Here is a 23,792-nt window from a genome sequence, read left to right as displayed (position 1 = left end):
CTGGCCGGCCACCGGTCGAAATCCCGGGAGATTGATGTCACACGGCTTTCCTTGAGGTCGGCAACGAGCGGCATCTTCAGCGCAAGAGCTTCAAATTGCCCGTCAGCGACCGAACCCATTTTTCAGGTCCGTAGAAGCCCAGGCCGTCAATAATCTCGTTCGAGAGTGAGCGCAGGGGAAATTCAGCGAGATAATCCTCAAAGCGATGCAGCGCCCTGGCGAATTGCGGAAAAGGTACCAAAACGGCGCCGCTCACTAATGGCTGCGCGCGCGTCAGCAGGGCGGACAGCGCTTCGGGCGTGGCTTGCAGAATTGGTACTGGACGGTTTGCACTGGTCCGGACAGTGAGCCCGTTGCCGTCGGTCAAGCGGGTTCCTCCAAGATCGGGCTCCGCTGCGCCGATACCGATGCTCAAGGCTGCAACTGTGTTCGCGATCAACCCAAGCGGCAGGGCTGGATTCACGATAATGGCGATGCGCGCGCTGACGGCATTCATTATGAAATCATTCCTGCAGCCGGATAAGTCCCAGTCCTTCCATGCGTCCCTGCCGGGAAGCTCTCCCTGACGGCTACGGCCGTCATTCGATCAAGATGTCTGGCGCCAGCTGGCTGGCTGGATCAATTGCATAAACTGACAGGTCGTCGACACCCTGCGAACGCAAAACCTCCTCGTCGATCAAAGTCCTGCCCGACAATTCGCGACTGTCTTGGGTTACGATGAAGTGTGCAGCATCGGCCATGATTGAAGGCGAGCGGCTGCGGCGATAATCCGATTCGTAGTGCACGCGCACGGCGTCGGTTGCGATCATGGTCTTTGGCCAAAGAGCATTGGCGGCAATTCCAAACGATCGAAATTCCTCGGCCAGTGCCAGCGTGTACATGGTCATGCAGTACTTCGAGGTGGCGTATGCGGGATATTTGCCGAGCCAGATTGCCGACTTCGGTAGTGGCGGCGACAAGGTGAGGACGTGGGGATTTGACGATCGCTTCAGATGCGGTACGGCATGATAGGCACAGATGTAGGTTGCCCTGCCATTCACCGCACTCAGCAAATCGAACTTCCTGGCCGGCGTATCGAGCAGTCCGGTCGGACTGATGGCGCTGGCATTGTTCACGAGGATGTCCAGCCCGCCGAATTCCTGGACCGTCCTTTCGATGGCGTTTGCGAGCGCGTCTGCGTCGCGCACATCGACGCGGAGGGGAAGGGCATCGGTACCGAGTCGACGGATCTCCTCAGCCACCGTATGGATCGTTCCGGGAAGGGTTGGGTGGGGCTCGCTCGACTTGGCCGCCAGCGCAATTCGAGCTCCTTCCAGTGCGAATTTGAGCGCGATCTCCCGGCCGATGCCGCGACTCGCGCCTGTAATGAAAACGACCTTACCGTCCAGGGATCCCATTTCTCATTCTCCTCCGAAAACCGGCGGCCGCCTCTCGTTGAACGCCTTCAGGCCCTCGCGAAAGTCCGCCGAGGAGGCGCAGTCGACGAACGAAGCAAGCTCTGCTGACAGTTGCTCATCGAAGGTTGCGGTATCGGCGCGCCAGATCAGGGCCTTCACCGCACGGCTTGCGGCGGGTGAATTATCGGCTAGCGCTTGCGCCATTCCGGTCAGCTCGGCCTCGAGCTCCCGCTCCGCACATACTCTTGTGATCAGCCCGCGCGACAGGGCCTCGCTTGCGTTGATGCGATCCGAGAGGAGCATCAGCTCCAGCGCTCGTCTCGGCCCCACCAGGGACGTCAGCGAGTGTGTCAAGCCGCCATCGGCTGGAACGCCCAGCCGTCGGTACGCCACTGAAAAATGTGCCGTTTCGGCGGCCAGAACGAAATCACAGGCCAACGCCAGAGACATTGCTCCGCCGGCGCAAGCCCCATGGACCGCGGCGATAGCCGGCTTTCCTGAACGCCTCAGTGAAAGGAGTGCGTCGTGGAAAGAAGTGATGATGTCCGTGGCTAGTCGCGGGAACGTGGCGCCGGCAGCAGAGAAAGCTCGAAGATCTCCGCCGACCGAGAAATGCGCGCCGCGGCCTCGAATGACTACGACCTTGACGCTCGCGTCACGCTCGAGGTCCAAGGTCGCCGTCCTGAGTGCCGTCGCCAACTCGAGCTCGATCCCGTTGCCTCGCTCGGGTCGGTTCAACCAGATCGTCCCGATCCCGTCGGCGACGACGAGTTCGATTGGTGATGATGCCGTGCTCATGAACTGATCGTCCTTCCGATGTTCGGCGATGATTACCTTGCCCGCCCCCGAAGGTCCGTTCGGTCAGGCGGCGGCCTTCGCTCTCTCTTGCGCCGATCAGATCGCTTCACTTCTTGAGAAGCGTGCACTTCGATTCGCTGACCGGCCGATAGGCGTCCTCACCCCGGATCGTCTTGACGATCTCGAGATAGTCCCACGGCTCCTTCGAATCTTGCGGCTTCTTCACGCGCGCCAGATACATGTCACGGATGACCCGCCCGTCCTCGCGCAGCCTGCCGCCGTGTACGAAGGTGTCCTCGACCGGAAGTTCGCGCATCTTGGCCATGACCGCGGCAGGATCATCGGTGCCGGCGGCCTTGATCGCCTTGAGATAGTGCAGCACCGAGCCATAGACGCCGGTGTGGATCATGGTCGGCATGACGTTGGTTCGGGCGAAGAACCGCTTTGACCAGGCGCGGGTCGTGTCATCCATGTTCCAGTAGGAGGCCGTCGTCATATAAGTACCTTGTGCCGCCTGCAGGCCGACTGCGTGCACGTCGGTATCGAACATCAGCAGGCCAACAAGCTTCTGGCCGGCCTGAACCAGGCCGAACTCACCGGATTGCTTGATGGCATTGTCGGTATCCTGGCCCGCATTGGCAAATGCTACGACATCCGCCTTGGAGTTCTGCGCCTGCAGTACAAACGACGAGAAGTCGGCCGTGTTGGTCGGATGCCGCACGCTGCCCAGCACCTTGCCGTCCAGCTCCTTGATGAAGCGCGTCGCGTCTTTCTCAAGCTGCTGTCCGAAGGCATAGTCGGCGGTGACGAAGAACCAGGACTTGCCGCCCTCCTTGATCACCGCCGACGCGGTCACCTTGGATAGCGCGTAGGTATCATAGGAAAAATGGACGGTGTTCGGGCTGCACAGCTCGTCGGTCAGGGAGCTCGCGCCCGGGCCGGAGAGCAGCGCAATCTTGTTGCGCTCCCGCACCATATTGTGAACGGCTATCGCAATTCCCGAGTTCGGAATGTCGGCGACTGCGTCGACCTTGCCGTTGTCGAACCAGTCGCGAACGATCTGCAGGCCCACGTCGGTCTTCATCTGGTGGTCGGCGCTCACGATTTCGATCGGCTTTCCGAGTACCGTCGGGCCGAACTCCTCAACGGCCATTTTTGCCGCCTCGACCGAGCCGGGACCGCTGTTGTCGCGTCCCCAGCTTGAAAGGTCCGTTAGCACGCCGATCCGGACCACATCATTCGAGATTTGGGCCGAGGCGGTCGACGCTGCCGCAACCAGGATGGCGAAGGCCAGGAAAGTCCTCTTCACGTGTTCTCCCTCATTTTCTTCTATTGGACAGTGGAGTGTTGGTCGCGCGGGCAGGATGTCTGCGCGACGATGCGTAATCGCGGATGTTGCAGCTACCCGTTTTCGAAACGTGGCGAGCGTTTCTCCAGAAATGCGTTGATGCCTTCGCGTGCATCGGCGTGCGTCAGGAGGAACGGAAACCCGTCGATTGCGTGGCGCATCTCGTCGCCGCCGAGACCGCGATTGTAGAAGGACTTGGCCATCTGCACGGCAAGGCGCGGCTGTGAGGCGATGCGTTCCGCGAACGCGATTGCGTCGGAGAGAAGGCGTTCGTCGGGAACGACGCGCGATACGATCCCGAGGCGGCTTGCTTCGGTGGCATTGACGGGATCGCCAAGCATGCTCATCTCCTTGGCTTTCGCGCGCCCAACAATGTCCTGGAGGCGCACGATAGCGAAGCCAGGCAATAGGCCTAGCTTGATCTCGGGTACGGCGAAGCGGGCACTCTCGGCCGCCAGGATGAAGTCGGATGCGATGGCAAGCTCGAATCCACCGCCATAGGCGATCCCGTTCACGGCAGCGATCACCGGCTTGAGTGCGCGTTCCGGAGCGCTCAGGACCTCCATGGCGTCGATGAAGAAGGCGCGCACTTTCTCCGGATCGAAATCGAAGGTACCGATATCGGCGCCGGCGCAGAATGCCTTGCCGCCGGCACCAGTGATGATGCTGACACGTACCCCATCGTCCTTGTCGGCCCGCTGCAGGCCCTCTCGTATGCCTGCGCGAATGCCGGTGGTCAGTGCGTTCAGCTTTTCCGGTTCGTCGAGCGTCAAGATCGCGACCTTGCCGCGGACGTCGTAGTTCACGCTTCCTAATCGCAACATATGCTGTCCTGATCGTTCATAAGGCGGCTACTGTGGGATGAGTTCGGGCTCGACGATGGCGACGACGGCGTTTCGCTCGACGGTATCGCCGGGTTTGAAGTGGACGGCGGTCACCACACCGTCCACCTCGCTGGCGATGCGCAATTCCATCTTCATGGATTCCATGACGACGATCGGATCGCCTGCCTTCACGCGGCTGCCGACCGTGACGTCGATCTTCAGCACGACGCCGGTCATCGGCGCGCGCAGCTCGCCGCTGATCTCGGCGCTGGCGCTGATGTATCTGAGGTAGGGGATCGCGGTCATGGTATGGGCGCGGCGCGGATCGTGCACGAAGATCGCATGGTCTTTCTGGGTGATCCGCACCGTCTCGCAGCGCGCGTTGACTGCGGCAGCGAACATGTCATCGGCAAGCGGCGAAAGCTGCACCCGAATCCTGGCATCGTCCACGCCGATCAGCATCGAGCCGTCTGGGTGCAAGGGTGCAAAGCGGATCTCCGCGCTGTCGCCTGCGGTCTCGAGGTGGAGAATGGGGATCGGTGACAAGCCGTCATCGGCAGCCGCCATCTGCCAGCCGGTCAGGCTGCTGGACTGCCAGGGATTGCCGGAAGCGGCAGCGCGCTGCCGCTTCATCCAGAAATACGCGCCAACTGCCAGCGCTTCGGAGTCAATGCCGCCGGCGGCGGTCGCAAGCGTGTCGATCCGTTCGTCGATCAGACGGGTATGAAACGTCGCGGCCCGGGTCGCGGGCAGAGCGATCAATCGGCGGAGGAAATCCCGGTTGGTGATGACGCCGAAGACCGAGGTCTCGCCGAGTGCGCGATCAAGCTGGTCGAGCGCCTGATCACGAGTAGTGGCGTGAGCAATCAGCTTGGCGAGCATTGAGTCGTAATAGGGCGTAACGGTCGATCCGCTTTCGACACCAGTCTCGACGCGGATGTCGCCCGACGGGAACCTGACGTAAGCGAGCTCGCCGGTGGACGGCATGAAGTTGTCATTCGGATCTTCGGCGCAGATGCGCGCCTCCACCGCGTGGCCCTGGCACACTACCTCGCCCTGTTTCGCAGGGAGTCCTTCGCCGGCGGCAATGCGGAGCATCGCCTCGACGATGTCGATGCCGGTGACCAGCTCGGTTACCGGATGCTCAACCTGGAGCCGGGGATTGACCTCCAGAAAGTAGTAGTCGGTGCCGCTGACGATGAATTCGACCGTGCCGACACCACGATATCTGAGCTTGCGTCCAAGTCGGACGGCGTCGTCGAGGATGCGTTGGCGAAGGGCGGGAGGCAGGTTGGCGGCTGGCGCTTCTTCGATCAGCTTCTGGTGGCGACGCTGCAGCGTGCATTCACGTTCGAACAGGTGGATCACGTTGCCGTCGCCGTCGCCCGCGATCTGCACCTCGATGTGTCGGCCCTCCAGGATCAGCTTCTCGACGATCAGTCCTGCGTTACCGAAGGCATTCCGTGCCTCGCGCATCGCGGACTCGATTTGGTCGCCAAGCCCGTCGTAGGTCGAGATCGCCCGCATGCCCTTGCCGCCGCCGCCGGCCGCGGCCTTGAGCATGACGGGAAGGTCGAGCCGGCGGACGAAACGTTCGACTTCGAGGCGATCTTCGCTCGGCGCTTCACTGCCGGGTATGGTAGGGACGCCGGCGGCGATGGCTTCCCGTTTCGCGGATGCCTTGTCGCCAAGCCGCTCGATGGTTTCCGGCGTCGGTCCGATGAATACCAGACCGGCGGCTTCGACGGCCCGGGCAAAGTCCGTATTCTCGGCCAGGAAGCCGAACCCGGGATGGATCGCCTCCGCGCCGGTGGTTTTCGCGGCGGCGATGACGGCATCGATCCGCAGATAGCTTTCCGAGGCCGGCGCGCCCCCGATCTCGATGGATTCACCAATGGTCTTGACGTGCAGGGCGTCGGCGTCTGCGGTGGAGTGCACGGTGGACACCGCAATGCCGAGGCGTTGGCAGGTGCGGGCGATGCGGCAGGCGATTTCGCCTCGATTGGCAATCAGAATTTTCTTGAACATCGCGGATCCCCTGCATCTACATCCGGAACACGCCGAAATCGGTGTGCTGACGCGGGACGCGCCCGGCGAGGTCAAGTAAGAGCGCCATCACATTGCGGGTTTCGAGCGGATCGATCACCATGTCGCACCAGGTGTTGCGGGCGAAATTGTAGGCATTGGCGAAATCCTCGAATGTCCGCCGGGTCGGCGTCATGTAGGCCTCGCGCTCGCCTTCCTTCCAGGTCGTGCCTTCGCGTTTGTGCACCTCGTCACGAACCATCGCGAGCGTGGTCGCGGCCTGGTCGGGACCCATGATGGCGGAACGGGCATTTGGCCACATCATCATGGCGTTCGGCCGGAACGCCCGGCCGCACATGGCGAGGTAACCCGCGCCGTAGGCATTGCCCATGATCAGCGTGTATTTCGGGACGTTGGCGCTCGCCATTGCCGTAATCATCTTCGCGCCGTTTTTGGTAATGCCGCCTTCCTCGGCTTCGCGGCCAACCATGAAGCCCGTGACGTCGGCCATGAACAGCAGCGGAATGTCGCGCTTGCAGCACAGCTCGATGAAGTGCGTGGCCTTCAGCGCACTTTCGGAGAACAGGACGCCGTTATTGCAGAGGATGCCGATCTCGAAGCCCATGATCCGTGCGAAGCCGGTCACCAGCGTATCGCCATAAAGCGGCTTGAACTCGTGGAATTCACTGCCGTCTACGAGACGCGCAAGGACGTCGCGATTATTGGTGGGAATGCGTGGATCCGAACTGATCAGGCCGTAGATTTCGTTGGGGTCGAATTGTGGTGCACGCACCGGAGCGACGGTTCGGCTTTGCCGCGGAATCTCGCCGAGACTGGCGACGATCTCGCGCGTGATGGCAATTGCATGGGCGTCGTTCTCGGCGAGATGATCAGTGACGCCGCTCACCCGGCTATGCATCTCGCCGCCGCCGAGTGCCTCGATGCCGACCTCTTCGCGAGTTGCCGCATAGACCAGCTGCGGCCCGCCGAGGAACATGGCGCCCTGGTTTCGGATGATCACGGTCTCATCGCTCAAGGCGGGAATGTAGGCTCCTCCGGCGGTAGAAGGACCGTGCACCACCGCAATCTGCGGGATGCCTTCAGCCGACATTCTGACCTGGTTGTAAAAGATCGAGCCAAACTGGCCATCGTCAGGGAAGATATTGGGCTGGTCGGGCAGGTTGGCGCCGCCGGATTGGACCAGCGTCACGCAGGGCAGGCGGTGCTGCCAGGCGAAGCGCTGCGCACGAACATGCTTCTTGCAGGTGATACCGTAGTAGGTGCCGCCCTTTACGGTAGGCTCGTTGGCGATGATCATGCAGGGACGATCGGAGATCATTCCGACGCCGGTGATGATGCTGCCGCCGGGCGGCACGCCCTCGTACAGGCCTTCGCCGGCCAGTTGACAGAATTCGAGGAATGGGGATCCGGGATCGATCAGTGCCGCGATCCGCTCGCGCGGCAGCAGCTGATCACGTTCCTTGTGAAGCTTGCGCGCCCGTTCCGGACCGCCGAGCGCTGCCGCAGCGCGGCGCCGCCTGAGATCCGCAACACGCTCGGCATAGGCGCTGCGGTTGCGGGCGTATTCCTCGGTCGAGGTGACGACGTCCGATTTCATGATTGCCATTGCGGGAGGTCCTGGCGGCTGTGGGGCAAGCCGATGGATGGCTTGCCGCGAGTATGAAACGACCGGTGGGTTGGCGATGCGAGTGCTACAAAATCGCGGCACGGCAAAATTCTAACAATTGTTAGAATCGATAGCGCGTGGATGCAAGCAGAACTCATGCTGGTCCTCAGGCTTTCCGGAAGCGGGGCAGGGTTATGTCGTCAGACACCTGGTCGAATGCGAGCTCGACCTCCATGTCAAAGGTGACGTCCTCCGGATCGCTTCCCGTCAAGGTGCTGATCATGCGCGGCCCTTCCGCGAGCTCGACGAGCAACACGGCATAGGGGACATCCGCCTTGAATGCGGGACCAGGAGCTCGATGGACCACGCTGAAGGAGTGTACCTTGCCGCGGCCGGTTGCCGGCCGGTGCTCGAGCTCATCGCCGCCGCATTCGCGACAAGTGGCTTGCTGGTAGTACTGCACGTTCCGGCATCGGCGGCAGTGCTGCAGCAGGAGCTTGCCATGTCGCAAGCCCAGCCAGAACGTGGTCGTATCGGCATCCGGTGCGGGCAGGGGCTTTCGCGTGGAATCCTCGGGTGCCATCACAACGTTCCCTCCGTGCCGAGAATGGTCGTGGCGTTGGTGGCGAATCCCGCGCCGAGGCTGTGCACCAACCCAAGTGCGGCGCGTTCGACCTGCCGCTGGTCGCATTGACCGCGCAGCTGCGCGATCACCTCATGGAAGTGGAACAGGGCACCGGGCATTCCGGAATGTGCGAATGACAGCAAGCCGCCATGGGTGTTGGAGGGTATCTGGCCGCCGTAGCTCATCTGTCCGTCGGCGACGAACGGACCGCCTTCGCCCTTCCGGCAAAAGCCGAGGTCCTCAAGCATCATGACCACAGTGCCTGTGAAGCAATCATAGATGCCGGCGACATCCATATCGCTCGGCTGGTAGCCGGCCATTGCATACGCCCTCCGGCCGGACTCGACGGCTCCGGTCGTGGTCAGGGACGGCATCAGGAAGATGTGCTCGTGGGTGTAGCATTCTCCGCAACCGAGGATGTAGATCGGCTTCCCGATCCCGAGGGCCTTCGCATGTTCGGCCGATGTGAGGACAAACGCCGCGCCGCCGTCCGAGATCAGCGAGCAGTCGAGCTTGTGATAGGGCGTGGTGACCATCGGCGAATTCAGCACGTCTGCTATGGTGATCGGTGCGGTCTGTTGTGCACCGGGGGTCCGCGCCGCGTGACGCCTGTGCACGACGGCGACCTCCGCCAGCTGCTCTGGCGTGGTGCCGAACTCCCTCATATGCCGGTGCGCGGTCATTGCGAAGGTGTTGGCAACCGGAATGCCGAACGGCATCTCGTATTGTTGATCGCGGCTTTCCGTGAGCGAACGCAGCGCCAGGTCCGGCGTCAGTCCCGTCATGAGACTGTCGGCCGCGACCAGCAGCACCACCTTGGCGAGACCGCCGTGAATGGCGGCCGCACCAATGCTGAACATCGTCGCCGCCGTGGCGCCGGACACCTGCAACGTGTTCGAGAATGTCGGCCGGATTCCAAGATATTCGCTGAAGGCAACGCTGAAGCGATGGAACGGTGAGGCGAAGGCGTGGCTCGACAGCACGCCGTCCACCTCGCCCTTGGCGACCCCGGCATCGGCAAGCGCGTTTCTGGCTGCCTCTGCGGCAAGCGAGAGCGGACTGCGGCCTGGCACCTTGCCGACCGCTGATAATCCGATGCCGATGACGGCAACCTTTCCTCTGAGGCTGGTGTCGCTCATGTCGAAGCTTTCAACAGGCGCTCGAGTTCGTGGCGCTGGACCTTGCCGCTTGTCGAGCGAGGGAATTCACCAAAGGCAATGAAGCGAAATTCGCGCGGCCGCTTGTAGCTTGCCAGTTCCCGGCGGCACAGCTCCGTGAGTTCGGCCTCCGTCATCACAACCCCTTCGCGGCAGGCGACAAAGGCGACCGGGGCTTCTCCCCACCTTGGGTCGGCAGCGCGGACGACTGCGACTTCCGCGATCCGGTCATCACCGAGCAGGACACGCTCGATTTCGGCGGGATAGATATTCTCGCCACCTGATTTGATCAGGTATTTGGCACGGTCGACGAAATCGAGCGATCCGTCGGTGTTGCGCCTGAACACGTCGCCCATGTGAAACCAGCCGCCGCGGAAGTCGCGCGCGTTGGTCTCGTTGGCGCGCCAATAGCCCGAGAACAGCGTCGGGCTGCGGATGGCCAGCTCGCCGGGCTCGCCGGCTGCGACCTCGTTGTCGGAGGTATCCACCAGCTTGATCTGGCAGAACGCATTTTGCCGTTTGGACAGCCTCGTTGGCACATCGCCGGGCGCAATCAGCGCTCGCGTCGCCGGCGGCAGGCCGGTCTCGGTCGAACCGAAGCTGTTAAGATAGGGCGCGCCGAGCAGCTGGGTGACCTCGGCAATGGCATGTGGGGCGACAAGATCCGCCATGGCTCCGCAGACCCGCACGCCTTTCACTTTGGTGCGTTGCGCTTTCAGGCCATCGATAAGGGCCTCCACCATGCCGGGAATGAGAACCAGCCAACCAATGTGGTGTTGGGAGACCGCCGCCAGCAACGGCTCCAGCTGGAAGCCGTCGATCACGACGACGGTTCCACCTCGCAGCAGGGTGGCCAACGCATGATCGGTCGAGGCCATGTGGAACAGCGGTGCCCATGCGACGAACGTGTCGTGCGGTGCGATGCCGAGCTCGGAAGAAAACACCAGCGCCCGCATCACCATTGCGCGGTGCGAAATCACGGCACCTTTCGGCAGGCCGGTCGTTCCGCTGGTGTAGAGAATGACGAGCCCATCTTCCGGTTGGGCGATGGACGGGCAAGCCCGCCCATCCTGTCGGGCGAGCTCGCTTTCGTATTGAGGCCCAATCTCCAGGATTGGATTCGCCCTGACAGCCGGCGGGAGGCCTGCTGCGAGGTCGACCTCGATCAGGAGCAGCTTGGGCGACACCAGCTCGATGCAATAGGAGAGCTCGCGCTCCGACAACCGCCAGTTAAGACAAGCCGTGATGATCCCGAGATTGGCGGCAGCCAGCTCGATCTCCAGGTATTCGGGGCGGTTGCGCGACAGCAAGCCGAGCCGGTCGCCCCGTTGCAGGCCCCGCGCCGCAAGCAGGGCAGTTAGCCGACGGACCCGGTCGCGTAACTCGCCGTAGGTTACGAGCCGGTCGCGGTATTCGATCGCAAGCCTGTGGGCGTGAAGCTCCGCGCAGGCCTCGAACAGCGCACCGACGGTTCCGATGCCGGATCCGCCGTCGGTCTGGATATTGAGGCCGGTTTCCATCAACGTTTCCTCGAGCGCTCTTTTGATATTCTTGTTTCGAACCAGTGCTTGCGCCGGCCGATTGTAAATTCTAACATCTGTTAGAATTAATTGGTAGCGCTTCTTATGCGCCAAGAGCGGGAAGATCAATATGTCCAATCGATACGCGGCCTACACGAGATTGAAGCTCGACTATCCGGCTGAACGGATCCTTCGGATCACCTTCGACCGACCGGAGACCTACAATTCCGTCGACGCCGAGACCCATACACAGCTCACCCACATCTGGAGAGACATCGACAGCGACCCCGACATCAACGCCGTGATTGTCACGGGGGCGGGCAAGGCATTCTCGGCTGGCGGCGATTTCGAGCTGATCAAGTCGCTGCTCGACAATCCGGCCGCGCGGATGGCGACCTGGAAGGAGGCCAAGGATCTCGTCTACAATGTCATCAACTGCAACAAGCCCATCATCTCGGCGATCAACGGTGTCGCCGTGGGAGCCGGCCTCGTGGTGGGGATCCTTGCCGACGTGTCGATCTGTGGCAAATCGGCGCGGATCGTCGATGGGCACACCAGGCTCGGTGTCGCCGCTGGCGACGTCGCATGCATCATCTGGCCGCTGCTCTGCGGGCTGGCGAAGGCAAAGTACTATCTGCTCACATGCAAGCCGTTGTCGGGTGAGGAAGCCGAGCGGATCGGCCTGGTTTCGCTGTGCGTCGAAGATGCGGAGCTGCAAAACATCGCGTTGGAAACAGCGCGGGATCTCGCAACGGGTGCGCAGAGTGCGATCCGCTGGACCAAATATGCGTTGAACAACTGGCTTCGCGTCAACGGGCCGCTGTTCGACACGTCCACTGCGCTCGAGATCCTCGGCTTTGCCGGCAATGAGGCTCGCGAAGGGCTGGCCTCGCACCTCGAGAAGCGCAAGCCTGCGTTCCCCAAGGATTGCCCGATCTAGATTCGCCCATGTCTCGTCAAGGCAACTCACTTGTGGTTGCCTTGACGCCTTGCTTCGCACTATGCGGACGTTGCCCGGTCCGGACCAGTCCGGGCCGACTGTTACACTTTGAGCTTCTGGCGAATGTGCTCGATCGCCTCGGGATTGGCCAGCGCCGACAGATCGCCGGGGTCCTTGTTCTCGAACACTGCGCGGAGCACACGGCGCATGATCTTCATGTTGCGCGTTTTCGGCAGGTCATCGACCAGCAACACCCTTTCCGGGCGGTACGAGGTGCCCATTCCGTGCACCAGGGCTTGGGCGAGCTCTTCTGACAGCACGCGTGAATCCTTTGTACCGGGGCTCGGCACGCAGGCACACACGATAGCGGAGCCTTTGACAGGGTGCGGGACGCTGAAGACGGCGGCTTCCGCAACCTTGCCGGTTGCGGTCAGCACGCCCTCGAGCTCCGCCGGTCCGACGCGCTTGCCCGAGATCTTGAGAGTGTCGTCCGAGCGGCCAAGAATATAATAGAGGCCGTCCTTGCCGCGCATGGCAAAGTCGCCATGCACCCAGATTCCCGGAATCGTGTTCCAGTAGCTCTCGAGATAGCGCTGGTCGCCCTTCCACAGGCTCTTGGTCAGCCCGATCGATGCATGACGCAGCACCAATTCGCCGACCTCACCGTCGGGGACAGGGCTACCCGCCATGTCGACGATATCTGCGCCGACGCCGAGGGCCGGCCGGGAGAACGAACACGGGTTCATCGGATGGTTCGGGGTGCCGGTGAAGATGCATCCGCCGACTTCCGTTCCGCCGGAAATGTTGATGATCGGAATCTTCGACTTGCAGACGTGCTCGAAGAACCATCGCCACGGCGTTTCGGTCCAGGCCTCGCCGCCCGAAGCCGTTATCCGCAGGCTGGAGAGGTCGTATCCGTCGACTTCCTCGCCATGGCGCATCATGCCGCGCACAATGGTCGGCGAAACACCGAGATAGGTGACCTGGTGATCGGCGATCAGGCGCCAGAAGCGTCCCGTATCGGGATAATCGGGGGTCCCCTCGGCGACGAGCAGCCTGCCGCCGGCGAAGCTCGGAATGCAGGCGCACATCGCGCCCACCATCCACCCCATGTCACTGAAGAAGAAAAACAGGTCGGTTGGCTTGAAGTCGCCGCAGATGATCATATCCCGCGTCACCATCGAGCCAATGAAGCTGATATGCGTCCACACGCAGCCCTTTGGTTCGCCAGTCGTTCCGGACGTATAGAGAAGGATGGCGGGATCTTCCGCGTCCATCTCGACGGTCGGAAGGTTTGTCGCCTCCTTCGCGATCTCATCCCACCAGTGGTCGCGATCCATTCGCATAGGAGTGTCGATGCCAAGCCCGCCGCGGTCGGCCACGATCACATGCTGGACGGTTGGCGCGGTCTCCAGCGCCTCATCGAGAACCGATTTCAGCGGAGCAGGAGCGCCGCGGCGCCAGGTGCCGTTCGCGGTAATGACGGCCTTTGCTTCACCATGGTTGAGCCGCGCCCGGATCGGGTCGGGCCCGAAGCCGGAAAACAGTGGCATCACGATTGCGCCGATCTTCAGGATTGCAAAGAAGGCCACGAAGGTTTCGGGCAGGTTGGGCATATAGATCGCAACAACGTCGCCCTTGCCCATTCCAAGCTTGCGCAGGCCCGAGGCTAGCCGCCCGACGGCGGACTCGAATTCGGCGTAGCTCAGTCGTCGCTGCTCGCTGTGGTCTTCGCCTTCCCAGACCAGGAATGTTCTGTCCCAGAGTTCAGTTCCGCGGTGCTTGTCGATGCAATTGAGGACGATGTTCGTGGTCCCGCCGACGCACCAGCGCGCCCACGGTTCGCCCCGTGCACGATCCAGGATCTTCTCGGGCTTGCGATAGAAGCGGACGTCGCAGAACTCGAACACTTCCCGCACGAGCCAGGCCGGATCAATCTCGGCTTTGACCGCCAGCGCGTCGTAGTTGGGTTGCCCCGTGGCGCGAAGAAACGCGCTCAGGTTGCTCTTCTCCACCAGTTCCGCCGGGGGCGTCCAGAGATACGCCATCTTGCTTCCTCCTGCCTCAAGAGCTGCGCCATGTTCTTGCATCTGGCGTGCGGCGATGTATTCTAACAAATGTTAGAATTCAAGGAAGAAGATATCGTGGCTGAAAAAGAGCAAGTCCGCTATTCGGTCGAAGACGGCATAGCGACCGTGACCATCGACCGTCCCGAACGCAAGAATGCGCTCTCGGTAGAGGCGATGAACGGCCTGACCGGCGCCTGGGGCAGGGCAGAGGCTGACGCCGCCGTCCGCGCGATCATCCTGACCTCAACAGATTGCGGGGTATTCTGCGCAGGGTTGGATCTGAAGCAGGCCGCGGAGATCCGGGCGAGGGACGGGGTGGATATTCTGACGCTGATGCGCGATCCCATGCAGCACGCGATGCAGAAGGTCTCCAAGCCCATCATTGCTGCCATGACGGGATCTCTGATGGCCGGCGGGATGATGCTTGCGCTGAAGTGCGACTTGAGGATCGGATTGCGCGGCACCCGAGCAGGGATAACCGAGGTGAAGATGGGGCGCGGGTCCCCGTGGGCGGTGCCGATGTTATGGATGGTCCCGCAGCCGCTGTTGATGGAGATGGTCCTGACCGGCGAGACGATCCCGATTGAACGGCTCGCGGAGCATGGTTTCCTCAATTCGCTTGAGGACACGCCACAGGCCGTGCGCGAACGTGCGCTGGAACTGGCCCGGAAAATCGTCGAGGGCGCGCCACTGTCCGTCAAGGCGGCCAAATCGAGCGTGCTTGCTGCAATGGACCTGGGGCTTGCACAGGGGCTCGTTGAGGCAGAGCGTTTGCATAAGGAGGTCTATGCCAGTCTCGACGCGATCGAAGGGCCCAAGGCGTTCGCAGAGAAGCGAAAGCCGGTCTGGCAGGGCCGATAGATTGGGATCAGGGCTTGTTGACGCCTTCGAAGATCAGCGTCTCCGTGCGGCGGGCCAATTCGAGCACGGCATCCCTGTTTTCCAGTCTGAACCATTCGATCGTCCAGTTGAGAGCGCCGATCACGAACATACGCAATGGCACGACCTCCATATCGGCGCGGATCTCGCCGGCGCGTCGGGCGTCGATGAAGAGTTGGTCCCAATATTCAGCGTATGCGCGCCGCAACGGCCGGTGCGGCTTCTTCAGTTGCTCCGGCAGTTGCCCGTAGATTCGAATGTTGGCTGATGTGAAGTCGCTCGTCTCGAGGAGCGCGACGAGATGGGCCTCGATCGCAAGAGCAATCTTGCGTCGGTGTGATACCTTTCCGGCACGTTCGACCGAGTTCTTCACGGTCTCGAACACGTGGCGGAGGCCGCGGTCCAGCACCTCGTCGAGAATCTGCTCCTTGGAATCGAAATGATAGTAGATGCTGCCGGCCTTGATTTTGGCCCTTGCTGCGATCTGGCGTAGGGTGGTGGCCGAAAACCCCTGGCGACGAAACAGCTGTGCTGCTGAGTGCAGGATGAGGTCACGCGACCGCTCGGATTTGGGCGTTGCGACCGCAGAGGTTTTGTCAGGCTCGGCCTTGCGCCCACGGCTTACGGAGGGGGCCTTCGGCCGGCGCACCGCCGGCCTCGGACCGGACCGGTCACCGGAACGCAGGGATGACCGCGCCGCCTTCATGCCTACCGCAAGCTCCATCTTGAAATATTGGCCTGCCGGTTCGTGCAACCAATGATCGCTGTCGAAGCAGATTCCGCCGCGTATGGCAACATCTGACAGAAGGCATATTCGAATTGAATCTTAGGCACTGGCAATTGAGGGCCGAGGTCAGTTGGAGGGATTATCGCCGGCCGCGCCCGCCGAACATGTTTCTGCCCCCCGTGGCAACCGCGGAAATTCATCATCTGGCTTCGGCCTGTCGCACTTGGGGCAGGGCGCGCCAGCGCCACCGCACCGGCACGCGCCTTTTCCTAGCGAAAAGCGATGCTGAGGTGTTCACCGCTCACGTGCGAGGCTTTCCAGCGTTGTCCTCAAGTGGCTTGTCGGCAGTGCGGCCTTCGGCCATTGCCTCGACGGTTTCGACAACGACCTGCCGCGCGGCTCGATCCCTGATCGCTCGGAACGCTCGCAGCAATCGAAATATGTCTGCCGCGTCTCGAGCAAGCTGCTCCTTCGTCAAAGCTTGAATCCCCACAATGATCGTTGGAGCGGGCCTGGAATCGAAAAGGACCGTCCGAGGGCGGTCCTTTTTTGGCCGGTTGCAATTGGCTTGTAGAAACTCAAAGGTGAAAAATGCTCTGCAAGTTACGGTAACGTCGGCAGAGATAATATTACGGCCGACCTATCTGTACCGAAATCCGGATCAATACGGTGTTCGAGCGTCGAACCGGCCGTGGATTTGCGATAGTCGCAGTCTGCAACGAGCCGCTCCTGATCCCCTGCGGTCACTGCGGTGATCCGGCGCCTGAACAACGGGCGGCATTTGACGGGCTCATTACTGAAGGACCTTCGGCAGCACGACAACTACGTCGATTTCCCGGCCGACGATCTGCGAAGCAACGATTGCGATGCGCGGGGCGAAATTGTCCTCGATCTCGGCCGCGGTCGACTCGTCCCTTGCGTAGACATATAGAAGTGGCCCGTCGATCTCCGCAAAGCGGATGCCGGCAAAGACGCGGTCAAACGTTCCCGCGCCCACGATGAGCGCCATTCTTGCTTGTATCGCGTAGTCCTGGATTTCGGTCAGGTCCATTTTGCTACCGGTAGGATTAGGGTAAGGAGCTGTCGCTGGGTGATAGATGTTTACGCCTCCTGTCGTCGGCAAGGGCAATTTCAGAATTAGCCGAAAGACTTGGCGCCGACGCGGTGTTCTCACTTCCAATAAGGAATAGTGCGGCAGTCAGGGCGATCGCTCGCGCGCTGGAATCCGGAGATTTTGTTATCTCACCCGACGTCGGGCCGCTTTGGCACGTCAAATACATGTACAGCCACCTCGGCTCGATGACCGTCGTCGACATGGTCGTGCTGACACCGGAAAGGACATTCACGAGTACCGAAATCTCGTTGCGGCTGCGCGTGTGACCCTCGTAACCGCTCCAGCCTCAGGGACGCTATTGCAACTCCTGGAAATGGCCGGTGCTATCTACGAGGATGGACCTTTCCTTCCCATCCCGTGTTGCCTTGAACGTCTTGATCTTTCCGGATGGCACTTCGCGGATATGCGAATAGCCAGCTGCCTCAAGCCTGGTCCTGATATCTTCCAGGGTGAGGGCAGATGCAGCTGGGAGTACGTTGAAAATCGCGAGAAAACAAAATGCCGCGAGCCCTTGTGCATTCATGTCCATTTGCCTGGGCGACGGGTGGTGGCTTCTTGGTGTCCCAGAAGTATCGATCCAATTCCTCTCGAATGTCTAGCGCGTTAGATCGGGAGATCGAGTTGAGGCTCCGATGGGCCTTGGTCATGAAGCGCGGACAGCGAGACGCCGAGCAAGCGTACGGATTTCTGCAGCGGCATCTCGTGCCGCAACAGGTCGACGGCAAGACGTTCGAGGTCCGCGTGGTTCGACACCTGGGTTGGCACAGATCGGCTGCGTGTGATGATCTCGAAATCGAAGAACTTGATCTTTAGCGTCACCGTGCGTCCCCGGGTGCCAGTGCTTTCGCAATGCCGCCAGACCTTTTGGATGAGCGGCTGGAGCTCTGCCGCCAAAGCGTCGAACGCTGCCAGATCGTTCGAGAACGTATTCTCTGCGCCGATTGACTTCCGGATCCGGTTCGCCCGAACCGGACGCTCATCAACCCCGCGCGAGATCCAGTAGTAGTAGGCGCCTGATTTGCCGAAGTTCGCGCTCATGAATTCGAGCGTCTGATTGCGGATATCGAGCCCAGTGAAGATGCCGAGACCGTTGAATTTGGTGGTCGTCGCCGGGCCGATGCCGTGGAATCTGCCAACCGGGAGACTTTCCACGAAAGCGGCCCCCATCCTGGGGGTGATGACAAACTGTCCGTTGGGCTTGCGATGGTCGGAGGCGAGCTTCGCCAGGAACTTGTTGTAGGAAATCCCGGCGGAGGCCGTGAGGCCCGTTTCGGCGAGGATTTTGGCCCTGATCGCCGTGGCGATTTCGGTTGCGAGGGGGATGTTCTGAAGATTTTCGGTGACGTCGAGATATGCCTCGTCCAGCGACAGCGGCTCGATGATTTCCGTGTGCTCGGCGAAGATGTCCCGGATCTGGCGGCTGATGGCCTTGTAGACCTCGAAGCGCGGCTTGACGAAGATCAGCTCCGGACACTGACGCTTGGCGGTGACCGACGGCATTGCCGAGCGAACCCCGAACTTGCGAGCCTCATAGCTCGCTGCGGCCACGACGCCGCGTTCTGCGGAGCCGCCAACGGCCAATGGCTTGCCGCGCAAGTCGGGATTGTCCCTTTGCTCCACCGACGCGTAGAACGCGTCCATGTCGATATGGATGATCTTGCGCGGTCGGGCCTCGCCGCTGTCCCGCGCCTGCTCCGGCGAACTCATTCGGCGACAATAGCCGAGGCCGTCGCGCGCGGGAATGGCGGGGAAAGCGGGGAAAAGTCCGGTTCCGGACTGGCCGGTCGGACGTCGTGAGTCTCATGTTGCCAGACTTGCTACTGCCGCTTCGACGATATTGCCCCGCGCTTGGACAGTATGGCTTTCGTCCAGAATGTTCGTCTTTATTTCGTTGCGAGCATTTTCATGAAGAAGTTTGACGAGCGGACAACCGCTAACCTCGACGTTGTTCTGGATGAAGTCTGCCGCGATCTCCCAAACGGGGGCGGCGACCACGAAACGAGGAAGTTCATTGCGCGGCGGCTGCTGCGGGCCGCTCACCAAGGGAAAAAGACGCTTGGGGCCCTCGAGCGTGTTGCCCGAAAGGCGCTGCACGGCTTCCTGGAAGGCCGTCCGGCATAATGGCCTGGGCCTGGTCTTCTATCTCCCAGTCGAAGCCCATCCGAACTTGCGGGCATGCGCACACAAGTGGAGTATTCCATGTACGATATTTATCTGAACAGGAGCAACGAGCTCCTGGTTGTTGCTCGGGGCGGCTCTATCCCTCCCGCGGTCGCCGGAAGGTGGCGCAAGCAGAAGCGTGTCGTTCGGTCCGTCAGCCACAGCATTCGGGATGACGTTGTGCAGCATGGTTATCACCACCGCAACCTCGCGAGGCGATTGGTCGTCCCGGCGAGGGCGGGGCTGCAGTAGGGGATTCGACTGCGGCTCTTGGTGGATGCTCGGCATGAGTGCTTACTTCGCCTCGTCCGAGCAGTAGGACGGCCTCTGGCCCGCTCGGATGCAGGTTCTGTAGAGCCACGGGGCGACGAACGAACCAGACCAAATGCCACGGCCGGCGGCTTGTGCCTTGGTTTGAGCTTCGGCGTAGTAGCCGTGAGAGTATTTCGGCCAATCCAGGGCCAGTCCTTTTCCGACGAGGTAGTGGGCCATGTCGGGCCCAGGATCGCCGACCTTGCAGACGGCGACGGTCCGGCCATACTGGTCCTTGCCTTTCGAACTGCAGATCACCGGTCGTTTGACCAGGTAGAGGAGAACGTCCAACGCGGTCGCGGCTTGTTGACCGCACCGGTAGAGCTTGCTGTCGTCATTCCTGCACAGCTGATCGCTTTCGGGAGCGTCGATGCCCCACAATCGGATGCGCGTGCCGTGGATTTCGATCGTGTCGCCATCGATCACACTGGCGCGGCCCACGATGTCATCCGCTGTCGCGGGCGTGGCGACAAGCACGCCGACCGTCGCGGCCGCGAGACGCCACCGGCGCCTCATGGCGACACCAGGATGTCTTCCTTGGCCTCACCCCTGGCAACGATCTTCATAGCATCGTTGGGCAACGGGCGCTGAAGCGCCTTGGCTTCGTCCCACGGCGCGCGCATCCAGACGTCGCGCTCCTCGTCGGTGGTTATGATCACCGGCATCGCCTTTGGGTGGATCGGTGCAACGACCTCATTCGGCTCGGTCGTCAGGAAGCCGTAGACGAGGTGCGGTCCCGGCACCGGCTTGGACTTCGTCCCGCGGTCGCCCTTGAACTCGGTCCAGATACCGGCGAAGGCGGTCAGCGGTCGATCATCGCTGAGCGCGAACCAAACGACGTCCTTTTTCTTCGTCTGCGGGTTCGGCTCGGGAGCGTATTCGGCGAAGCTGTTGAAGGGGACGAGACACCGGTGCTCCGGCTTCAGCCAGCCGCGCCAGTGCGGCGAGGACGTGTTGCGGATATTCGTAACGGGCGGGCCGCCAGTGCGTGGCGGCGGGGGCATGCCCCAGCGCATCAGCACCATCTCGCGTTCGTGACCGGCATTGCGGATAGCGGGGGCGGGGTAGTCCGGAAAGACGCCGGGCATGGGAGCCAAGTTGCCGACGTATCGGTTGACGACCCGAAAGAGGTTCAGGATTGCCGCTTGGTTGGTCGTGATGCTGTAGAGATTGCACATGTCAGTGTCGTACTCCACCCGACCTTCTCACGGAGTGATTTGTTGTTTGTGATGGCATCTGACTGAGCTTGCGAAAGGAGGTTGGGAAGGTCGCGTTTTCATTCTGTTTTGCCAGATGGAGAGCGCTAATCCTGCTGCATTCTTCTCGCGAAGTACGCAGCCTGCCATAAAGAGCTGCCATAACGGCCTCAAGGCTGTCGAGCCGCATTCGACTGAAGAGACGATCCGACACGCGTAGCTTCTTCCTGTCCTTCGTCAACGGAAGCGCAGCGGTTGGGAGAAGGAAATAGTCGCGAATGCGGCTATTGCCACTATCCATCCGAATCAAAAGCGTAAGCTCGGCCTTTTGGTACTTGAGCTTTCGTACCTCCCATCGGCGAGACCTATTGCCACCGTCCGAAACGGCGCGCGCCACCGCTACCGATACAGTCAATCCTCCGGAAATCGTAACAAGGTACAGTTCGTGCAAGAATGAGGCGTTCACGCCGCGCCCCCTAAGATTGATGATGATATCATCGACCACCGAGCAGATCGTGTGATCAATTTCGACGGCGATCTCCATAAAGCGGTACCGATTGCCGGGCCTGTAGCCAACAAGTTCATAGGCTCTCATGAGTGACCCAAATCTATTTGTGTATACAGCGGGGTGACGCACGCCTTTTGCCGCCTGGATGATGTGGACTGACAATCGTCCCTTTCTTCGCAAGAGAGCCGCTAAACTATCAAGCAACTGCTGATCGGTTTCCTTCTTGTTGTTTGCGACTTGCGCGAGCCGCTTTCGTGCCCGAGCGAAAAGACGGGCATCGACGATACCTTCAAAGGCGTTGTCGTGACGTATCCACATTTCAGGCGGGTTGTCGACACGTCGCTCGCCAAGCTTCATTGAGCTGCGATTGAAAACGATATGACCCAAATAGATCTCGTTCGCGAGAAGGTTGCTGACAGTCAGCGCGGTCCATCGTTTCCCGCCGGGACTTAATAAGCCTTCAGCGTTTAGCTCTTCCGCAATTTGCGTCCTATTTTTTCTGCGGATCACGAACGACGAGAAGATGCGGCGGACGATCCTGACTTCTGAGCGAGGTCCTCGGACGAGAACGACCCGTTCAGATTTCAAGTTCTTCTGCTGGCCGCGCTCCAGCACTCCTTTACGCTTGCCATTTGCGTCGACAAGCATCCGACGCAGCCCGAACGGTGCCGCTCCGCCCCGCCAGTATCCTCGGTCGACGATATTCGACTGACCCAAAAATGCATTTCGCGACAGGTCCCGGCTGAAGCCAGCAGCTCTAGCGCGCTCCAGGGCCTTGAGCATCACTGATGACAGGCTGCCATCATTCTCAAATTCTGAAGCGCAATAGTGAACCGATATTCCGGCTCGTCTGCAGATGAACTCGTAGAAGGCGCTTTCGTCAGTGTCCTGAAAACGTCCCCAACGGCTAACGTCGAAGACGAGGACGCAATCAAAATCCGACCGCCCACCGTCGACGTCATCAATGAGTTGCTGCAAACCTTTACGGCGGGCGATGGTAAGACCACTGCGCCCCGGATCAGAATAGGTGCGGACGATTTCCATGCCTCGGCGTGCTGCGTAGACAGCGATGGCTGCTACTTGAATTTCGATCGAGTACTTTTGAGGATCGGACGACATCCGCACGTATTGTGCTGCACGAAGCGTCGGGGGCGATTGCTGATGCACCTGCAGGGCGGTTGTATCTTCAGGCCTTCGCCCGTGCGGTACCGGCGCACGTTTTATGACCTTCGGAGAAGATGATCGTGGCTTGGACACCGTCGAACACCTGCGATATCGATGCAACCGAGCAACCGCCGTTGGTCGGTAATGCCGAAATGCCTTCATGGTTCCTTTGAAAAGCCGGGACGAGCGGGCTTATCCCTGCGGTCTCATTCCCAAGCGCTGGCCGCAAATGCTGCCATGCATGCCCACGACTTCGTCGAGGCCATATCAGACGTTTGATCTCGCCGCTTACTCGTCAGCCGTGACGCCCGACCAATTAGCAGGTCGTCTGCACCATTCCGCCAACCCGCCTCGATTGGCATGTGATTGGCGATGAAAGGGGGGCCGCGGACGCCGGTGCATTGACGACCACCGAAGGCGTATCAACGAATTGTTGCCCTCGAAAGGCAAATGTCGGCATTTTCCCATCGGATGGGCCGCATTGATAAGTGAGCGTGTACCAAGTAACCGGTCCAGGCATGAGGTCTGCGACAAGACCACCGGAATGGCTTTCGCTATCGAGAACCTGATAGGGGCCGGCACACGCCTGTGAAGCTTGCTGTAAGCAGCCAGAAGACGAAGCGTAGCATTTCGCTGTGCTCACCGGCTTGCCCGACGGTCCATTAAAGGAGGGGCCCGCAGTCTCCATACATCCAGTCAAACCCGGGCTCGCAGCAAGCAGCAAACTCGCGGCAGCGATACTCCAAAGTCGCATTTCCAGTTACTCCCCACCTGGGCTGACCATAGCTGCACAGAGGTTGCTGGATCAATTGGGCTAAGACTAAAGTTGTGTCCACAGGGATCATCGTTCTCCGGGCCACCAAGTCGACGGTGGATTCATGGTTGAGATTTTGTTCGTCCGCAATGCCACTAGATGGCTGCGCTTGAACGGATGGCCTGCTCGGCGCGAGCATCCTTTGCACCGCATGTAGCGCTCGAGCTCGTGAATAGGCGTCCACTTTGGGCGCCGTACAATATCCAGGGCGACCGTCTGGTGAGTATCGCAACCGAGGCATTTTACCTCGAGGTAGCGATAGCCGGCATTGAGGGCGTCACCGAGGGCAGGTGACGGCTGGGCTGGACCTTGGAAGGCGAGCATCCGGGCATTCCACGCCTGGCAAGCGATCGCGTCGGCCTCTAGCCGTACTTCCTTCGCCCGCTCGGCGAGATGCCTGACCGTCGCGCCGAACATGTACTCCCGAGATTTCGAGCCCATGCTGATCCAGTAAGCAGGAGTCGGAGAGCGCGACAAATTATCAAGCTGTTGCGGCACGGAACACGACGAGGCCACTGCGGGTCGTGGGATATGCCTCCGATGTCGACTGAGGAACCGGCGCGCCGGGAACGACCGCCAGCAGCGGCC

At 61.0% G+C, this 23,792-nt stretch carries 21 protein-coding genes; 2 read left to right on the top strand and 19 right to left on the bottom strand.

The annotated features are described in order from the left end of the window. Window positions 1-76 precede the first annotated feature (76 nt). From JQ616_RS34730 to JQ616_RS34685, 10 genes are all read right to left on the bottom strand, one after another. The gene (locus JQ616_RS34730) at window positions 77-496 is read right to left on the bottom strand and encodes a DUF2000 domain-containing protein (RefSeq protein ID WP_212022665.1); all 420 of its coding nucleotides are present in this window, start codon (window positions 494-496) and stop codon (window positions 77-79) included. Between the two features lie 82 nt (window positions 497-578). Next, the gene (locus tag JQ616_RS34725) at window positions 579-1,397 is read right to left on the bottom strand and encodes an SDR family oxidoreductase (protein WP_212022664.1); all 819 of its coding nucleotides are present in this window, start codon (window positions 1,395-1,397) and stop codon (window positions 579-581) included. Between the two features lie 3 nt (window positions 1,398-1,400). Continuing rightward, the gene (locus JQ616_RS34720; protein ID WP_212022663.1) at window positions 1,401-2,195 is read right to left on the bottom strand and encodes an enoyl-CoA hydratase/isomerase family protein; all 795 of its coding nucleotides are present in this window, start codon (window positions 2,193-2,195) and stop codon (window positions 1,401-1,403) included. Between the two features lie 106 nt (window positions 2,196-2,301). Beyond that, window positions 2,302-3,504, bottom strand: coding sequence for an ABC transporter substrate-binding protein (locus JQ616_RS34715; protein ID WP_212022662.1), 1,203 nt, complete (start codon window positions 3,502-3,504; stop codon window positions 2,302-2,304). A 92-nt stretch (window positions 3,505-3,596) separates the two neighbouring features. Next, a complete protein-coding gene (locus JQ616_RS34710; RefSeq protein ID WP_349630084.1) occupies window positions 3,597-4,349 on the bottom strand; it encodes an enoyl-CoA hydratase/isomerase family protein in 753 nt (250 codons plus the stop codon). A 45-nt stretch (window positions 4,350-4,394) separates the two neighbouring features. Next, window positions 4,395-6,395, bottom strand: a complete 2,001-nt coding sequence (locus JQ616_RS34705; RefSeq protein ID WP_212022660.1) for an acetyl/propionyl/methylcrotonyl-CoA carboxylase subunit alpha — start codon at window positions 6,393-6,395, stop codon at window positions 4,395-4,397. A gap of 16 nt (window positions 6,396-6,411) precedes the next feature. Then, window positions 6,412-8,019, bottom strand: a complete 1,608-nt coding sequence (locus JQ616_RS34700; RefSeq protein WP_212022659.1) for a carboxyl transferase domain-containing protein — start codon at window positions 8,017-8,019, stop codon at window positions 6,412-6,414. A 166-nt stretch (window positions 8,020-8,185) separates the two neighbouring features. Beyond that, window positions 8,186-8,602 (bottom strand): Zn-ribbon domain-containing OB-fold protein, encoded by a 417-nt coding sequence (locus tag JQ616_RS34695; RefSeq protein ID WP_212022658.1) that lies wholly within the window; start codon window positions 8,600-8,602, stop codon window positions 8,186-8,188. Further along, a complete protein-coding gene (locus JQ616_RS34690; protein ID WP_212022657.1) occupies window positions 8,602-9,783 on the bottom strand; it encodes a thiolase C-terminal domain-containing protein in 1,182 nt (393 codons plus the stop codon). Before JQ616_RS34690 ends, JQ616_RS34695 begins: the two co-directional genes overlap by 1 nt. After that, window positions 9,780-11,321, bottom strand: coding sequence for a class I adenylate-forming enzyme family protein (locus JQ616_RS34685; protein WP_212022656.1), 1,542 nt, complete (start codon window positions 11,319-11,321; stop codon window positions 9,780-9,782). Before JQ616_RS34685 ends, JQ616_RS34690 begins: the two co-directional genes overlap by 4 nt. A 130-nt stretch (window positions 11,322-11,451) precedes the next feature. On the opposite strand from JQ616_RS34685, the gene JQ616_RS34680 reads away from it, so the two are divergent. Beyond that, window positions 11,452-12,261, top strand: coding sequence for an enoyl-CoA hydratase/isomerase family protein (locus JQ616_RS34680; protein WP_212022655.1), 810 nt, complete (start codon window positions 11,452-11,454; stop codon window positions 12,259-12,261). A 101-nt stretch (window positions 12,262-12,362) separates the two neighbouring features. On the opposite strand, the gene JQ616_RS34675 is transcribed toward JQ616_RS34680, so the two are convergent. Then, window positions 12,363-14,309, bottom strand: a complete 1,947-nt coding sequence (locus JQ616_RS34675; protein ID WP_212022654.1) for an AMP-binding protein — start codon at window positions 14,307-14,309, stop codon at window positions 12,363-12,365. 69 nt (window positions 14,310-14,378) lie between these two features. Between JQ616_RS34675 and JQ616_RS34670 the strand changes: the two genes are divergently transcribed. Then, complete coding sequence (locus JQ616_RS34670; protein ID WP_212022653.1) at window positions 14,379-15,191, top strand: enoyl-CoA hydratase/isomerase family protein; 813 nt, start codon at window positions 14,379-14,381, stop codon at window positions 15,189-15,191. Window positions 15,192-15,198: 7 nt separating this feature from the next. Here JQ616_RS34670 and JQ616_RS34665 read toward each other — a convergent pair whose 3' ends face one another. From JQ616_RS34665 to JQ616_RS39535, 8 genes are all read right to left on the bottom strand, one after another. Continuing rightward, on the bottom strand, window positions 15,199-15,963 hold the full coding sequence (locus tag JQ616_RS34665) for a TetR/AcrR family transcriptional regulator (RefSeq protein WP_212022652.1): 765 nt from the start codon (window positions 15,961-15,963) through the stop codon (window positions 15,199-15,201). A 766-nt stretch (window positions 15,964-16,729) separates the two neighbouring features. Then, complete coding sequence (locus JQ616_RS34660; protein WP_050406590.1) at window positions 16,730-16,987, bottom strand: hypothetical protein; 258 nt, start codon at window positions 16,985-16,987, stop codon at window positions 16,730-16,732. A gap of 666 nt (window positions 16,988-17,653) precedes the next feature. Next, window positions 17,654-18,757, bottom strand: a complete 1,104-nt coding sequence (dinB, locus tag JQ616_RS34655; protein WP_212022651.1) for a DNA polymerase IV — start codon at window positions 18,755-18,757, stop codon at window positions 17,654-17,656. 93 nt (window positions 18,758-18,850) lie between these two features. Next, a complete protein-coding gene (locus tag JQ616_RS34650) occupies window positions 18,851-19,144 on the bottom strand; it encodes a hypothetical protein (RefSeq protein ID WP_212022650.1) in 294 nt (97 codons plus the stop codon). A 360-nt stretch (window positions 19,145-19,504) separates the two neighbouring features. Next, a complete protein-coding gene (locus tag JQ616_RS34645) occupies window positions 19,505-20,038 on the bottom strand; it encodes a thermonuclease family protein (protein ID WP_212022649.1) in 534 nt (177 codons plus the stop codon). Then, window positions 20,035-20,700 (bottom strand): SOS response-associated peptidase, encoded by a 666-nt coding sequence (locus JQ616_RS34640; RefSeq protein WP_212022648.1) that lies wholly within the window; start codon window positions 20,698-20,700, stop codon window positions 20,035-20,037. The genes JQ616_RS34645 and JQ616_RS34640 overlap by 4 nt, the downstream gene beginning before the upstream one ends. A 1-nt stretch (window position 20,701) precedes the next feature. Then, a complete protein-coding gene (locus JQ616_RS34635; protein WP_283812704.1) occupies window positions 20,702-22,552 on the bottom strand; it encodes a recombinase family protein in 1,851 nt (616 codons plus the stop codon). Between the two features lie 679 nt (window positions 22,553-23,231). Further along, window positions 23,232-23,645 carry a hypothetical protein gene (locus JQ616_RS39535; protein WP_083991904.1) on the bottom strand — a complete coding sequence of 138 codons (414 nt, stop codon included), beginning with the start codon at window positions 23,643-23,645 and terminating at the stop codon, window positions 23,232-23,234. Window positions 23,646-23,792 lie beyond the last annotated feature (147 nt).

The sequence above is a fragment of the Bradyrhizobium tropiciagri genome, assembly GCF_018130545.1.
Taxonomy (GTDB): Bacteria; Pseudomonadota; Alphaproteobacteria; order Rhizobiales; family Xanthobacteraceae; genus Bradyrhizobium; species Bradyrhizobium tropiciagri_A.
Note: the sequence above shows the minus strand (reverse complement) of the source record. Positions and strands in the feature narration are given on the sequence as shown.